Origin of the sequence: Fictibacillus sp. FJAT-27399 (assembly GCF_001510655.1) — a bacterium.
Lineage (GTDB): Bacteria > Bacillota > Bacilli > Bacillales > Fictibacillaceae > Fictibacillus_C > Fictibacillus_C marinisediminis.
In genome coordinates, this window is record NZ_LMVC01000002.1 from 508,310 (window position 1) to 524,611 (window position 16,302).

At 43.3% G+C, this 16,302-nt stretch carries 13 protein-coding genes; 12 read left to right on the forward strand and 1 reads right to left on the reverse strand.

Annotation, left to right across the window (positions count from 1 at the left end):
• The first annotated feature begins 108 nt into the window (after positions 1–108).
• From pfkA to AR335_RS07640, 3 genes are all read left to right on the forward strand, one after another.
• Positions 109–1,068 (forward strand): 6-phosphofructokinase, encoded by a 960-nt coding sequence (pfkA, locus tag AR335_RS07630; RefSeq protein ID WP_062233872.1) that lies wholly within the window; start codon positions 109–111, stop codon positions 1,066–1,068.
• Between the two features lie 49 nt (positions 1,069–1,117).
• Positions 1,118–2,869, forward strand: coding sequence for a pyruvate kinase (pyk, locus tag AR335_RS07635; RefSeq protein WP_062233874.1), 1,752 nt, complete (start codon positions 1,118–1,120; stop codon positions 2,867–2,869).
• 106 nt (positions 2,870–2,975) lie between these two features.
• Complete coding sequence (locus AR335_RS07640) at positions 2,976–3,371, forward strand: FxsA family protein (RefSeq protein WP_053357586.1); 396 nt, start codon at positions 2,976–2,978, stop codon at positions 3,369–3,371.
• A 184-nt stretch (positions 3,372–3,555) separates the two neighbouring features.
• Here AR335_RS07640 and ytvI read toward each other — a convergent pair whose 3' ends face one another.
• Positions 3,556–4,668: a sporulation integral membrane protein YtvI gene (gene ytvI, locus AR335_RS07645; protein WP_062233877.1), complete on the reverse strand. Its 1,113-nt coding sequence runs from the start codon at positions 4,666–4,668 to the stop codon at positions 3,556–3,558.
• A 54-nt stretch (positions 4,669–4,722) separates the two neighbouring features.
• Between ytvI and AR335_RS07650 the strand changes: the two genes are divergently transcribed.
• The 9 genes from AR335_RS07650 to mutM all read left to right on the forward strand — a co-directional run bounded on the left by AR335_RS07650 (position 4,723) and on the right by mutM (position 16,284).
• A complete protein-coding gene (locus tag AR335_RS07650; RefSeq protein WP_062233879.1) occupies positions 4,723–5,181 on the forward strand; it encodes a DUF441 domain-containing protein in 459 nt (152 codons plus the stop codon).
• Between the two features lie 189 nt (positions 5,182–5,370).
• Complete coding sequence (citZ, locus tag AR335_RS07655) at positions 5,371–6,486, forward strand: citrate synthase (protein WP_062233882.1); 1,116 nt, start codon at positions 5,371–5,373, stop codon at positions 6,484–6,486.
• Positions 6,487–6,584: 98 nt separating this feature from the next.
• The gene (gene icd, locus AR335_RS07660; protein ID WP_062233885.1) at positions 6,585–7,853 is read left to right on the forward strand and encodes an NADP-dependent isocitrate dehydrogenase; all 1,269 of its coding nucleotides are present in this window, start codon (positions 6,585–6,587) and stop codon (positions 7,851–7,853) included.
• 134 nt (positions 7,854–7,987) lie between these two features.
• On the forward strand, positions 7,988–8,929 hold the full coding sequence (mdh, locus tag AR335_RS07665; protein ID WP_062233888.1) for a malate dehydrogenase: 942 nt from the start codon (positions 7,988–7,990) through the stop codon (positions 8,927–8,929).
• Positions 8,930–9,022: 93 nt separating this feature from the next.
• Complete coding sequence (locus AR335_RS07670) at positions 9,023–9,499, forward strand: MaoC/PaaZ C-terminal domain-containing protein (RefSeq protein WP_062233891.1); 477 nt, start codon at positions 9,023–9,025, stop codon at positions 9,497–9,499.
• Positions 9,500–10,099: 600 nt separating this feature from the next.
• Positions 10,100–10,810 carry a response regulator transcription factor gene (locus AR335_RS07675; protein ID WP_053357594.1) on the forward strand — a complete coding sequence of 237 codons (711 nt, stop codon included), beginning with the start codon at positions 10,100–10,102 and terminating at the stop codon, positions 10,808–10,810.
• Complete coding sequence (pnpS, locus tag AR335_RS07680; protein ID WP_062233894.1) at positions 10,810–12,549, forward strand: two-component system histidine kinase PnpS; 1,740 nt, start codon at positions 10,810–10,812, stop codon at positions 12,547–12,549. Before AR335_RS07675 ends, pnpS begins: the two co-directional genes overlap by 1 nt.
• Positions 12,550–12,762: 213 nt before the next feature.
• Positions 12,763–15,402: a DNA polymerase I gene (gene polA, locus AR335_RS07685; protein ID WP_062233897.1), complete on the forward strand. Its 2,640-nt coding sequence runs from the start codon at positions 12,763–12,765 to the stop codon at positions 15,400–15,402.
• 60 nt (positions 15,403–15,462) lie between these two features.
• A complete protein-coding gene (gene mutM, locus AR335_RS07690; RefSeq protein ID WP_062233900.1) occupies positions 15,463–16,284 on the forward strand; it encodes a DNA-formamidopyrimidine glycosylase in 822 nt (273 codons plus the stop codon).
• The last annotated feature ends 18 nt before the right edge of the window (positions 16,285–16,302 follow it).

Here is a 16,302-nt window from a genome sequence, read left to right on the forward strand (position 1 = left end):
CTCTCTCCCTAGTGAGAGAGCGCATTTTTTGTCTTTTGTTGTCTATTGTGCTGAAGTTTTGAACATGATATTTTAATAAGATGAGAATACTTGAGAGGTGGAAATTAGATGAAGCGAATTGGGGTTCTTACAAGTGGAGGAGATTCACCAGGTATGAACGCTGCCATTCGTGCTGTAGTTCGTAAGGGGATTTTTCATGATCTTGAAGTTTATGGCATATACAATGGTTATGCAGGATTAATCGCTGGTAACATTACAAAGCTTGAGGTTGGTTCTGTTGGGGATATCATTCACAGAGGAGGCACGATGCTTCGTACCGCACGATGTGAAGAGTTCAAAACACCTGAAGGACAAGCTAAAGGGATTGAACAGCTAAAAAAATATGGTATTGAAGGCCTTGTCGTGATCGGCGGAGACGGATCGTTCCAAGGGGCGAAGAAACTCACTGAACACGGTTTTCCTACGATTGGACTTCCTGGTACGATTGACAACGATATTCCGGGCACCGACTTTACCATTGGATTTGATACTGCTTTAAACACGATCATTGAAGCGATTGATAAAATTCGTGATACTGCAACTTCTCATGACAGAACCTATGTTATTGAAGTTATGGGGCGTGACGCGGGGGACCTTGCTTTATGGGCTGGTCTTGCCGATGGCGCAGAATCCATTCTTATACCTGAAGAAAAGCATGAAATGGAACAGATTATCAATCGATTGAAACTTGGAATTGAACGTGGCAAGAAACACAGTATTATCATTGTGGCTGAAGGTGTGTGCAGCGGGGTTGAGATCGGCAAGCAGATCGAAGAAAAAACAAACCTTGAGACACGGGTTACGGTGTTGGGGCACATCCAGCGCGGAGGATCTCCTACGGCATTTGACCGCGTGCTTGCAAGCCGTCTGGGCGCCAGAGCTGTTGAATTGCTGCTCGAAGGCAAAGCCGGACGAACAGTTGGTGTGCAAAAAAATGTTTTGGTAGATCATGACATTACAGAAGTATTGGCAAGCAAACACCAGATCGACCAAGGCATGTATCGTCTGTCTCAAGAACTATCTATCTAATTTAACTAAATGCATGTTTTATGAAGTGCAAAATACAGGAGGAAGACCCATGCGTAAAACAAAAATAGTCTGTACGATCGGACCTGCAAGTGAAAGTGTGGAGAAGTTAACACAGCTCATTGAAACAGGTATGAATGTGGCTCGTCTAAACTTTTCCCACGGAGATTTTGAAGAACATGGGGCGCGTATCAAAAATATTAGAGAAGCGTCTGCCAAGCTTGGTAAGACTGTTGCGATTCTTTTAGATACAAAAGGCCCGGAAATCCGTACACAAACACTTGAAGGCGGAGTTGCGGAACTTCAGTCAGGTGAAGAGCTTGTTATTTCTATGGAAGAAGTAATAGGGACAAGCCAGAAGATTTCTGTAACCTACCCGGGACTTGTTGATGATGTTCATGTCGGCTCTAAAATCCTGCTTGACGATGGCCTGATTGAGCTTGAAGTTACACATGTTGGTTCCAAAGAAATCACGACAAAGATTTTGAACAGCGGAACTTTAAAAAATAAAAAAGGCGTAAACGTTCCAAACGTAAGCGTGAAGCTTCCAGGTATTACAGAAAAGGACGCTAAGGACATTGAGTTTGGTATCGAGCAGGGAATTGATTTCATCGCTGCTTCCTTTGTACGCCGTGCAACAGATGTTCTAGAGATCCGTGAGATCCTTGAAAAAAACAATGCACAAAGCATTCAAATCATCCCTAAGATCGAAAACCAAGAAGGTGTCGAAAATATTGATGAGATTCTGGCAGTATCTGACGGCTTGATGGTTGCCCGCGGTGACTTAGGCGTGGAGATTCCTGCTGAGGAAGTGCCTCTTGTACAAAAAATGCTGATCAAAAAATGTAATGAACTAGGGAAACCTGTCATCACAGCAACCCAAATGCTTGATTCCATGCAGCGCAACCCTCGTCCGACACGTGCAGAAGCAAGTGATGTGGCTAATGCAATCTTTGACGGTACAGATGCGATCATGCTTTCTGGTGAAACAGCTGCAGGAACGTATCCAGTTGAAGCGGTTCAAACGATGCATAAGATTGCTAAACGTGCAGAATCTGCATTAGATTATCGAAACATCCTATCTCAGCGCAGCAAGGAAAGCAAAACAACGATCACCGATGCCATTTCTCAATCGGTTTCCTTTACAGCTTTAAATCTTGAAGCAGATGCGGTGATCACTGCGACTGAACGCGGAATGACAGCACGCATGATCTCTAAATACCGCCCAAAGGCACCTCTTATCGCGGTGACAAGCCATGAAGATGTAATGAGAAAGCTATCACTCGTATGGGGAGTACACCCTGTTAAAGGGAAGAAAGCCAATACTACGGATGAAATGTTCCAGATTGCAATCGATTCTTCACTTGAAAGCAACCTGGTTGTACATGGAAACATAGTCGTAATTACGGCTGGAGTTCCTGTAGGCAAAACAGGTTCAACCAACCTTATGAAAGTTCACGTTATCGGTGATGTACTTGCTAAGGGACAAGGCATCGGACAGCAATCTGCAACTGGTAAGGTTGTTATTGCACGAAATGCAGAAGAAGCTTCAAACGTTAACGAAGGCGACATCCTGGTAACCATCGGAACAGACCGTGAAATGATGCCAGCAATAGAAAAAGCTGCGGCGATCATTACTGAAGAAGGCGGTTTGACCAGCCATGCAGCAGTAGTCGGCATCAGCCTGGGCAAACCAGTTATTGTCGGCCTTCAAGACGCTACAAAGCTTCTAAAAGACGGACAGGAAATTACAGTTGACGCTTCTAAAGGCGATATCTACGACGGGCATAAAAACGTTCTATAATTTATCATAAAAAGAGAAGGAGTCCATCCTTCTCTTTTTTCTTAGGCTTTGTTAATCCAAATTGTTGATTTTCAAAATGGAAACCTTTCTAAAAGGAGCAACTTTTATGTTCAGGATCTTATTTGTATTGCTGCTGATCATACCCGCCGCTGAAATAGGAATATTGGTGTGGGTAGGGAATCTGATTGGCCCGATTCCTACCGTAGCATTAATCATTTTCACAGGCCTTTTGGGAGCATGGCTGGCCAAGAGAGAGGGGCTTAACGCTCTCAGAAATGCACAGAGCCAGCTGCAAAACGGCCAGGTGCCAGGCACCGTACTGATTGACGGTATCTGTATCCTTGCGGGAGGCGTATTTTTGTTCACCCCAGGGTTCATCTCTGACATTTTCGGCTTCCTGCTGCTTTTTCCGCCGACGCGTTCAATAGCTAAAGTTCAGCTATTGCGTTATTTTCAGCGGAAAATTAAGTCCGGACAGTATAATTTCTATTGGAAACGATAAAAGAGCATCCATTCGGAGGCTCTCTTCTTGTTTTTTGAACAAATAAGTTTATTCAAGGTGTTGGCTGGGGTTTAAATTGGAGCGTCATCTGAATACGCGCGGAAATGAGAGGTTTACCCGCCGAAATCGTTCTTTTATCCGCCAAAACACATTTATGGTAAACAACCAACCCGAAACAGGCGTTTCAGCTCTTCCCTTTAATAAAATAATACACTTCATGAAAGAACTGAGCCTGGTGCAGGGCACGGATGATAACAAGGAAGGCTGGTCCAATCAGAAGGCCGAGGAATCCGAACCATTGGAACCCGACAAACAGAACAATGAGTGTGGCAAGAGGATCGAGCCCTATGGTCGAGGAAAGGATTTTTGGTTCAGTCAGCTGACGCTGGATGATGACCACGCCATAGAGGACGGAAAGCCCGACAGTTAACGGGTAATTGCCGGAAACAAAAGTATAGGCGATCCAGGGCATGAATACCGCTCCTGTTCCTAAATAGGGCAGCAGGTCCACCGCACCAATTAACAAAGCAATCGTAATGGCATATTCTATCCGAAGAAGCAATAGGCCGATTAATACGATAAAGGCTGTAATGGATATGAGCGTCAATTGAGCTTTCGCAAAACCAAACAGTGCTTTGCGGAGCTCGATATAGACGGTCCGGGTACTCGCTATCCACTTATCGGAAGAAATCTTTCGGAGATATCCGGAAAGACGATACCAGTCTTTGCAAACAAAAAAAGCAGCGAGAATTGAAAATACGAGCACAGAAACAAGGCTTGGAAGACTGACAAGAACAGCAGAAATCAGGTTGACGGTATCCTGCGCCAGGTTGCTGACTGTTGTAGTAATGTGGGTTCCGACTTCATCGATATTTTTCATGATTGTCTGCTGGTGGCCGTTGTCGAGATTGTTAAACATGCGGTTGATGTCATTATAAAGCGGCAGGATTTTATTTTTGAAATAGATTTCCATGTATTGTACCAGCGTTTTACTGTAATCAGGAAGAACATGTGCCAAGTAGGCGAAACCTGAAAAAATTTCTCGCATCAGGAGCAAAACCGCTCCTGCAAGTGCGGCAATAAGAAGCAGAAGAGCTGTAAAAACGGCAAATCCCCGGTGCATTTTACCCTTTTCTTCTAAAAAGTTAACGAATGGATTGATGGACATGGCGATGATTCCACCAAGGATAAAAGGGTACGTCACTTTGGAAAGAAAAAAACAGGCAAGTAAGACAATGGAAAATAAACATACTATGAGGAAGAAGCGCAGAATTCGGTGCAAATACTCATTGTTCATATCTTCACCATCCGTTCCCGGTCACTAGCAAAATAGAAAGAAGGGCTACCCATCATGCAGTCAACATTATTTTTGGTCATCTTGCTGGCCATTGGAATCATAGCGAAAAATCAGTCCCTGATTATTGCTCTCTCTGTACTGCTTGTCCTTAAATTTACAGGCATTGGAGATAAGGTCTTTCCGCTGATCCAACAGAAAGGCATCAATTGGGGCGTTACGATCATCACGATTGCCGTTTTGATTCCGATCGCTACAGGTGACATCGGATTTAAGCAGCTTCAGGAAGCTTTGAAGTCCTCCTTTGCGTGGATTGCCTTGCTTTCAGGAATTTTTGTAGCCATCATCGCATCAAAAGGGATCACCCTTCTTCAAGATGATCCGCATATAACAGCAGCTCTTGTTTTCGGCACCATTCTTGCTGTAGCTTTCTTAAACGGAGTTGCTGTAGGCCCATTAATCGGGGCAGGAATTGCGTATATGGCAATGAAAGTTGTCGAATTTTTCAGTGCGTAAACAACGAAAAAAGCCATTTCCATTCACAAAGCCCTGTTTATTGTTTATAATTGACTTATATGTTCCAATTCCTTTAAATAGTCTACATTTCTTTATATGCTAGAAATGTAAGCTCTTACTTATAAGAGTTTTTTGGTTTTGTGCTTTTCTATTAAAGGAGAAAGAGAATTTAGAAAGGGAGAGATAACCATGACAGCAACAAGAGGATTAGAAGGTGTAGTAGCCACAACCTCATCTGTCAGCTCAATCATTGATGATGTACTGACATACAGAGGGTACAGTATTGATGACTTGGCAGACCACGCAACATTTGAGGAAGTAGTATATTTATTGTGGAATGGAAAACTTCCTAATGAAAAGGAACTTGATCAATTCAAAGCAGAGCTTGCTGAGCAAGCCGCTGTATCTGATGATTTAATCCAACATTTGAAATCGCTTCCTTTAAAAGGTGTACATCCAATGGCCATTCTTCGTACAGCGGTTTCCATGCTTGGAATGTATGATGAAGATGCTGAGGATATGTCTACCGAAGGAAATTACAGAAAAGCGGTAAAACTTCAAGCGCAGATTTCAACAGTTGTCACAGCGTTTGCAAGGATCCGTGAAGGAAAAGAACCGGTTGCTCCGCGCAAGGATCTCGGTCTCGCGGCAAACTTCCTATACATGCTTACTGGCAATGAGCCAGACGAAGTTGCAGTGGAAGCGTTTAACAAGGCTTTGGTTCTTCATGCGGACCATGAGCTAAATGCTTCAACATTTACAGCACGTGTTGCGGTGGCTACATTATCTGACATGTATTCTGGTGTTACTGCAGCAATCAGTGCCCTAAAAGGACCTCTTCACGGAGGAGCAAACGAGCAAGTTATGAAAATGCTCAGCGAAATCAACAGTGAAGAGAACGTGGAAAGCTACTTAAGAAATGCGATCGATAACAAACAAAAGATCATGGGCTTTGGGCACCGTGTATATAAGAGCGGGGACCCTCGCGCGAAACATCTTCGTGAAATGAGCAAACAGCTGACAACAACAACAGGTGAAGAAAAATGGTATAACATGTCTGTGAAATTAGAAGAGCTGCTGAAAGAAGAAAAAGGACTTCTTCCGAATGTAGACTTCTATTCTGCAAGCGTATACCACAGCCTAAGCATCCCTCACGATATTTTCACACCGATTTTTGCGGTGAGCCGTGTATCAGGCTGGATTGCCCACATTCTTGAACAATATGAGAATAACCGTCTGATTCGTCCGCGTGCAGATTATACCGGACCATCCATGCAAAAGTACACACCGCTTTCTGAACGCTAATTCTTAGAAAGAAAAGAGAAGAGGGGTTACTCTTCTCTTTTGAAAGTTATTTTAGTAGGATAGAAAAGTAAGAGATTTTAGATAGGAGGACGAGCAACATGTCAAATGGAGAGCGTATTACAGTAGATAACGGGGTATTAAACGTACCTAACCAGCCAATTATTCCTTTTATTGAGGGAGATGGGACTGGCCCTGATATTTGGGCGGCAGCATCACGTGTTCTTGAAGCAGCAGTAGACAAAGCATACAACGGTGAAAAGAAAATCGTCTGGAAAGAAGTTCTTGCCGGAGAAAAGGCATTCAACGAAACTGGTGAATGGCTTCCGTCAGAAACACTTGATGTGATCCGCGATTACATAATCGCAATTAAAGGACCTCTTACAACGCCGGTTGGCGGAGGTATCCGTTCATTAAACGTGGCGCTTCGCCAGGAGCTGGACTTATTCACTTGTCTTCGCCCGGTTCGTTATTTCCAAGGTGTACCTTCACCTGTTAAGCGTCCGGAAGACACAGACATGGTCATCTTCCGTGAAAATACAGAAGATATCTATGCTGGAATTGAATATGCGAGCGGTTCTGATGAAGTGAAGAAGGTTATCTCTTTCCTTCAGGAAGAAATGGGAGTAAAGAAAATCCGTTTCCCTGAAACTTCAGGTATCGGAATTAAGCCGGTTTCTTCTGAAGGGACAAAACGTCTTGTTCGTGCTGCCCTTCAGTATGCAATCAGCGAAGGACGCAAGAGCTTAACACTTGTCCACAAAGGAAACATCATGAAATTTACAGAAGGTGCTTTCAAAAACTGGGGCTACGAGCTTGCTGAACAAGAATTCGGCGATAAAGTATTCACTTGGGCTCAATATGACCGTATTGTTGAAGAGCAAGGAAAAGATGCTGCGAATAAAGCACAAGCTGATGCAGAAGCTGCTGGCAAAATTATCGTAAAAGATTCTATTGCTGATATCTTCCTTCAACAGATCCTTACTCGTCCTGCAGAGTTCGATGTTGTAGCGACAATGAACCTTAACGGAGACTACATTTCTGATGCACTTGCTGCACAAGTAGGCGGAATCGGAATTGCTCCTGGAGCAAACATCAACTATGAAACTGGACATGCGATCTTTGAAGCTACACATGGTACAGCTCCTAAATATGCGGGCTTGGATAAAGTTAACCCTTCTTCTGTTATCCTTTCAGGTGTATTAATGCTTGAACACCTTGGATGGCAAGAAGCAGCTAAACTCATTACAAATGCTATGGAAAAAGCGATTGCCGGCAAAGTAGTCACTTATGATTTCGCTCGTTTGATGGACGGCGCTACAGAAGTGAAATGTTCTGAGTTTGCCGACGAACTCATCAGCAACATGTAATAAAAGATGGCCCCGGCTCGCCGGGGCCACTGTTTAAATCAAGGAAGTCAAGTCTAGCTCCAGCGCTTTTCAAACCAAAAAATGGGCGCTTGCGCTTTTCTAAATAGAACCAGGATAATTTGGAGGGATTCTTTATGGCAGTGAACTCACGCAAAAAGATTTCAGTCATTGGTGCAGGTTTTACAGGAGCAACAACAGCATTTATCGCAGCACAAAAAGAACTTGGGGATGTAGTGCTTGTTGACATTCCTCAAGCAGAAAATCCTACTAAAGGAAAAGCGTTGGACATGCTTGAAGCAAGCCCTGTACAAGGATTCGATGCGAACATCATTGGTACTTCCAACTATGAAGATACAAAAGATTCCGATGTAGTAGTTATCACTGCAGGAATTGCACGTAAACCAGGTATGAGCCGTGATGATCTTGTGAACACAAATGCAAAAGTCATGAAAAGCGTTACACAGGAAATCGTGAAATATTCTCCGAACACTGTAATCATCGTTCTAACTAACCCGGTTGATGCGATGACTTACACAGTTCTTAAAGAATCCGGTTTCCCGAAAAGCCGTGTAATCGGCCAATCCGGTATCCTTGATTCTGCTCGTTTCCGTACGTTCATCTCTCAAGAATTGAACCTCTCTGTAAAAGATATTACCGGTTTTGTTCTTGGCGGACACGGGGACGACATGGTGCCGCTCGTACGCTACTCTTATGCAGGCGGAATTCCATTAGAAAAATTAATTCCACAAGAACGTTTGGATGCGATTGTTGAACGTACTCGCAAAGGCGGAGGAGAAATCGTAAACCTTCTTGGAAACGGAAGCGCTTATTACGCTCCTGCTGCTTCATTGGTTGAAATGGTAGAAGCGGTATTGAAAGACCAAAGACGTGTTCTTCCGACTATCGCTTACCTCGAAGGCGAATATGGCTATGATGGAATTTGCCTTGGCGTTCCTACAATCGTAGGCGGAAACGGCCTTGAAGAAATCATTGAGCTTGAATTATCAGCAGATGAAAAAGCAGCGCTAGACCGTTCTGCAGAATCTGTGAAAAGCGTAATGAACGTATTAGCATAAATCATTAGGTAAAAAGGTTCGGGTTTTTCCGGATCTTTTTATCACTTCACAAATGTAAGCGTTTACTTAGGGCTTGATGAGGGGTGGTCTTGTATGTTGTTAGGAAAAAAGCGTAAACTGGGCAGAAAAATAGAAAAGATCCAAACAGGGGAAAAACTCGAACTTTCCGAAACGATTGAAGATAAGGATTTGCTTTTGTACCTCGGACTCACCAATGACAACAACCCTTTATTCATTCAACATGATTATGCATCCATGACGCCATTTAAAAAACCAATTGTTCCGCAGGTTATGCTTATTGGCATGGTAACAGCTGCGGTGTCCAAGTATTTACCTGGACCAGGAAGCAGCATAAAAAAACAATCTTTATCTTTTCCAAAACCTGTTTATCATTACGGCAAAGTTCATTTTTTGTTTCAGGTGACAGACATTGACCAGGAAGCTCATTCCATCAAGATGAGGGTTGAGGGGAAAAATGAAAAAAGCGAGCTGGTAATGGAAGGGGATCTTGAAATTTGCCCTCCATATCAGCCGAAATCCATAACCTCCAACACGTTGGACAACTTCTAGACCGGGCAGCCGGTCTTTTTTTATGGCTCTTTTCTAAAAGATTGTTGCTTTTGGGTCATTTTTGTAAAGAGTCTTCATTGACAAGTTGATTGTAGTGCAAGGTGCGGAGACTCCTCGAAAATGAATTTCACATTTTCTTCGTGCGATATAACGCTGCCGCAGCCTTCCTTGTCCTGCGGGAGAAGCGGGACAGGTGAGACCAACAGGCGCTGGCGCCGGTAAGGCTCACCGTGCGCCCCGCGAAAGCGAGCATCCTGAAAAGGAAATCAACTACTCCTAAGAGCAACAAAGGTTACGAAAACAGCCTTTTTTATTGAAGGAAAGTATAAGATTTTGTTGGCATAGAAGCAGTGTCTAGCTTTAGCGCCCGAGGATGAAAATTGAATTCTATTTTTGTCTTAAATGATGAAATATGAGTCTTATTTCATCTTAGGTCCTCGAAGGACGAAATATAAACACATTTCGTCTTTGGGCGCTTCAGCTTTTCAAAATTTACAAACTTTACGAAATCTTTAATCTGACCCTTTTGTGCTTGGAAGAAAAAAATAGTATGATTGTAATGAATAAAGGTGAAACGTAACTAAAAAAGGGTGGGAAAAGATGAGCCAGAAAATCATGGTAGTCGAGGACGAATTATCGATCTCAACATTATTGCAATTTAATTTAGAACAAGCTGGTTTTGAAGTGATCACCGCAATGGATGGACGAAAGGGCCTTGAATTGGCTGAAATGGAAAAACCGGATTTAATGGTTCTTGATCTTATGCTGCCTGAAATGGATGGTCTCGAGGTTTGTAAAAACTTGAGACAAAAGCAGCTTTTTATTCCCATACTCATGCTGACTGCAAAAGACGATGAATTTGATAAGGTGTTAGGATTGGAATTAGGGGCAGATGATTATATGACAAAGCCGTTTAGTCCCCGTGAAGTGGTTGCCCGGGTGAAAGCCATCCTTCGGCGTACCAAGCAGGCGGCTATCGAGGAACCTGCTCAAGCAGAGGAATCGGAAAAGCTGACGATTGGAGAAGTAGAAGTTTATCCCGAGAACTATGAAGCTTTTTATAAAGGGACAGCACTTGAATTGACTCCGAAAGAGTTTGAACTGCTGGTGTACCTCTCAAAGAATAAAAACAGGGTACTCACCAGGGAACAGCTTCTGTCTGCTGTATGGAATTATGATTTTGTCGGCGACACAAGGATTGTTGATGTGCATATCAGCCACCTGCGGGAAAAAATAGAAGAGAATACAAGAAAACCGGTCTATATTAAAACCATCAGGGGAATGGGCTATAAGCTTGAGGTTCCGCAATAATGCCAGATTTTAAAAACCGGGTACTCTCTTTTTTCCTGGTTGGAATTATGCTTGTTTTTATCCTGCTTGCTCTAATTGTCGGAGGTCTGGTGCACTATAACGTAAAGGAAAAGCGTCTGCAATCTTACCAAAGTGAGCTCCAGCTTGTTTCCCTTGCTGCTGTTAATAAGGATACTGGCCTCTTGGAAAAGCAGTTGGATCGGGCTGAAAAAGATTTAGGTGGAAAACTTCTCTATTTATCTCCCAAAGGCAAAGTTTTGGCGCAATCAAAAAGTGAGAAAGAAGCTGTTCCTGATCAGCCTTTAAATGGATTGGACGAATATAAAGGCAGTTCACTGGTTTCAACGAAAGATATGGACCGTCTCGTTTATACACTGCCGGTTAAAAATCAAACATCCGGTTCACTTGAAGGGTATGTCCAGCTAGTTATTCCTGAAAAGACAGCCAACAGCACGGAGAGATCCATTTGGCTTGCCATGTCTCTTGGTTTTCTCATCAGCCTGGTCATCATCCTCTTTGTCTCAATCCGTGTGCTGAATCGGATTGTTAAACCAGTAGAAGAGGCAACGAGCACAGCGAAGGAGCTGGCGAGAGGGAATTTTAAGGCTAGAACTTATGAATATAAGGGAGATGTCGGTGAACTGAACTTTTCTTTAAATGTGCTTGCAAGAAACCTTGAGAAGATGACAAAGTCCTATGAATCGCAGCAGGACCGTCTGAAGACACTGATCGAGAACATGGGCAGCGGTCTCATTCTCATCGATTCTGATGGCTACATCACGATTGTTAACCGAGCCTTTAAGGAAATTTTTAAAGAGTACACCGATTCCTGGACGAGCCACTTGTTTCATGAAGTCTTTCCATATAAAGAAATTAAAGAAATCGTTGAAGATACATTTATTATGGAAACCAACATACGGAAACAAGTCGTGCTTCCTATTCATATTGAGAGAAAGAACTTTGATGTTTACAGCGCACCGGTCCTCAACAGTCTCGGGAAGCTCCGCGGCATTGTTCTCGTTTTTCATGACATTACGGAATTGAAAAAACTTGAACAGATGAGAAAGGATTTTGTTGCCAACGTATCCCATGAATTGAAAACCCCGGTCACTTCTTTGAAAGGTTTTGCTGAAACGCTGCTGGATGGAGCGGACGGCAATCCGGAAATCCGTAAAAAATTTCTTACAATCATGTGGAATGAGAGCGACAGGCTGCAGAACCTCATTCAAGATCTGCTTGATCTCTCTAAGGTGGAACAAGGATTTTCTTTGAACCTGCAAAAAGTCAGCCTGTCGACGATCGTAGAAGAAGTGATCGTCATGCTTGAAACAAAAGCGCAGGAAAAAGAGATAACGATCAAGTATTCTGCAGAAGGGAACACCATGATTGAAGGTGATTCACCGAGATTAAAGCAGGTTTTCATCAACCTTATAAACAATAGCTTAAACTACACTCCAAAAGGCGGAAGGATCACAATCCGCCTGAAGGAAAGCAGTGAAAAAGTAACCTTCAGTGTATCCGACACCGGTATTGGTATCCATAAAGAGGAAGTCTCGCGTATTTTCGAACGATTCTACAGAGTAGATAAAGCGAGAAGCAGGAACTCTGGCGGTACGGGGCTTGGCCTTGCGATCGTCAAGCACTTGGTAGAAGCACACAGGGGCCGTATCCATGTGAAAAGCAAGCCGGGAGAAGGCTCGACATTCACACTTGTTTTCAAAAAAGAATTTAATGATTGAATTTACAAACTATTAACACTGCATTCGTGCCAGCTTAACAGTTTATCGTTATGCTTTAAGTATCCTTTTTCAGTACCCCCTTTAAGAGAATCCATTACGGGTTCTCTCTTTTTTTGTTCTAATCTTCGAACAGACGCTGGCTGGCCAATTTTCTTTTCTTATAGCCGAATGGTACAATAAAGATTAGAAAACAACCGATCAGGGGGTATTATTTTGGCAAATAAATTAGTTTTGATTGATGGAAACAGTATCGCATATCGTGCGTTCTTCGCGCTTCCTCTGCTCAACAATGATAAAGGTGTCTATACAAATGCAGTATACGGATTTACGACGATGCTGCTTAAAATATTGGAAGATGAAAAGCCCAGCCACGTGCTTGTTGCATTTGATGCGGGGAAAACAACCTTCAGGCATAAAACGTTTACCGAATATAAAGGAGGACGCCAGAAAACTCCTTCTGAGCTTTCCGAACAATTTCCGCTGATCCGCCAGCTTTTGGACGGGTTCGGAATTAAACGGTACGAGCTTGAAAATTATGAAGCGGATGATATTATCGGCACGCTTTCTAAACAGGCTGAAAATGGTGACTGGGACGTTAAAGTCTTTACTGGTGATAAGGACTTGCTTCAGCTTGTAACAGAAAACGTCAAGGTTGCACTGACCCGCAAAGGGATCTCGGAAGTAGAGGCTTATGACCTTCAACAGGTGGAAGAGAGATATGGCTTAACTCCTCACCAGATTATCGACATGAAGGGCCTCATGGGCGATCCATCCGATAACATCCCTGGAGTTCCGGGAGTCGGGGAAAAAACAGCCATTAAACTAATCAAACAGTTCGGCACTCTGGAGGAAACGCTGGAATCAATTGATCAGGTTTCAGGTGCAAAGCTGAAGGAGAAACTCAAGGACAATAAGGAACAGGCCTTGATGAGCAAAGAGCTGGCAACGATCACGCATGAGGCACCAATTGAAATCTCCATAAACGATTCTCTTTACGAAGGGTACCAAACAGAACAGCTGATTCCATTCTTTAAAGATCTTGGCTTCAACTCGCTGCTGGAACGAATCGGCGGGGACAGTGAAGAAACACAGCTGAGCGGACAGGAAAAAGAAGAGATTTCCTTTGAAAAGGCTGAAGAACTCAGTCATGAAATCTTATCATCACATGCCGCTCTTATAGTAGAAACAACACCGGAAACCTACCATAAAGCTCCGGTCAACGGTCTGGCGATCGTAAACAGCAACGGAAAGTATTTTATTCCTGCTGAAACAGCGCTCTCTTCAGCATCGTTTAAGGAATGGGCGGAAGATGAAAGTAAAATTAAATACGTGTTTGACGCCAAAAGAGCGTACGTCGCATTGGACTGGAACGGTATTTCATTGAAGGGTGTAGAATTTGATCTAATGATCGCCTCTTATCTGCTGAATCCGTCCGAGTCCGGGGACGATGTAGCTGGAATTGCAAAACGCTACGGTATACATGACACTGATACAGAAGAAGCGGTGTACGGAAAAGGTGCCAAACGAAAGGTGCCTGAAGAAGAAATTCTATCCGAACATCTCGTTCGCAAAGCGAATGCTATTTTTTCTCTTCAGGACAAGCTTTCTGGAGAACTGAAGGAAAACGAACAGTATGAACTTTTTGCCGAACTTGAACTCCCATTATCACTGGTGCTGGGTGAAATGGAAACAACAGGAGTGAAGGTGGACGTCGGCAGGCTTCAAGCGATGGGACACGAGCTCACAGAGCAACTGAAAATACTTGAAGGAGAGATTCATGAACTTGCCGGAGTATCTTTTAATATAAATTCTCCGAAACAGTTAGGAGAGATCTTGTTTGAAAAGCTGAATCTGCCGGCCATTAAAAAGACAAAGACCGGTTACAGTACTTCGGTGGATGTGCTTGAGAAACTGGAAGGCAAGCATGAGATCATCAGGAAAATCCTTGTTTACCGCCAGCTTGGAAAATTAAGCTCTACCTATATTGAGGGGCTTCTGAAGGTTGTCGACGAAGATACTGATAAGATCCACACACGCTTTAACCAGGCGCTGACTCAAACAGGACGGCTGAGTTCAACAGAACCAAATCTGCAAAATATCCCGATAAGGCTTGAAGCGGGAAGAAAGATCAGGGAAGCCTTCGTTGCTTCAAAACCAGGCTGGAAAATTCTTGCCGCTGACTATTCTCAAATTGAGCTTCGTGTCCTTGCCCATATTTCACAGGACGAAAACCTGATGGAAGCCTTTAAAAAGGAAATGGACGTTCATACGAAGACCGCGATGGATGTTTTTCATGTGGGGATGGATGAAGTGACCTCAGAAATGAGAAGGCATGCCAAAGCAGTTAACTTCGGTATCGTATACGGAATTAGTGACTATGGCTTGTCGCAAAGCTTGAATATTACAAGAAAAGAAGCCGGAGAGTTCATTGAACAGTATTTGAAAACTTTCCCTGGTGTAAAAGAATATATGGAATCGATCGTCCGACAGGCGAAACAGGACGGCTATGTTTCAACGCTTATGCACCGCCGCCGTTACCTGCCAGAGATTACGAGCAGAAACTTCAATTTAAGAAGTTTTGCTGAACGTACAGCCATGAATACTCCGATTCAGGGAACAGCGGCTGACATTATTAAAAAGGCGATGGTTGAAATGGATCAGGTGCTGAAAGACGAAAATCTGGAATCCTTGATGCTGCTTCAGGTGCATGATGAGCTGATCTTTGAGGTACCGGAAAATGAAATTGAAAAGCTGTGTACTCTCGTTCCGCAAGTGATGGAATCTGCACTCTGCCTTGATGTTCCATTAAAAGTTGATTTGAATTACGGAGATACATGGTACGACGCAAAATAAAAAAAAGAGAAGAGAAAACAGCCGATTTGGCTGTTTTCCGTTTGATTTGAGGTGAAAGATATGCCTGAATTGCCAGAGGTAGAAAACGTAAAAAACACACTGAACAGACTGGTTGGCGGAAAAACGATTAAAGAAGTTAGAGTCTTATGGAGCAATATTATTAAACATCCTGAGCTCGATGAATTCAAAATCCGGCTCAGCGGCCAGACCATAGAACATGTAGAGCGAAGAGGCAAGTTCCTTAAGATTTTTCTTGATGATGACGTTCTTGTTTCCCATCTGAGAATGGAGGGGAAGTATGCGTTAAACCAAAAGGAAGAACCGTTTGATAAACATACGCATGTTCTCTTTGAGTTTACTGACGGAAGTGAACTCCGGTACCGGGATGTCAGGAAATTCGGTACGATGCATCTGTATCCAAAAGGGGAAGAAGAACAGCGGCAGCCGTTATCCAAACTCGGTTATGAGCCTTTTTCCGCAGAACTTACTCCATCTCTTTTAAAGAAGATGTTCTCAAAGACAAGCAGGTCGGTGAAAGCAGTCCTGCTGGACCAGTCTCTCATAACAGGTCTGGGAAACATCTATGTGGATGAAATTCTTTTTGCATCGGGTATACACCCCGAACAAAAAGCGAACGGATTATCGCTGCAGCGATTAAAAAAGCTGCAGGAAAACATGGTATCGATCCTGAAAGAGTCGGTCGAAAAAGGCGGCAGTACGATTCGCTCTTATGTGAATTCCGAAGGGAAAGCAGGTAACTTTCAACTGGAGCTTTTTGTTTATGGAAAAAAGGGAGAGCCATGCAAAAAATGCGGCCGTGAAATTACTAGATCCGTTGTTGCAGGACGAGGCACTCATTTTTGCAGCAGCTGCCAAAAATAACAGTTTCCAAGCTCCTCT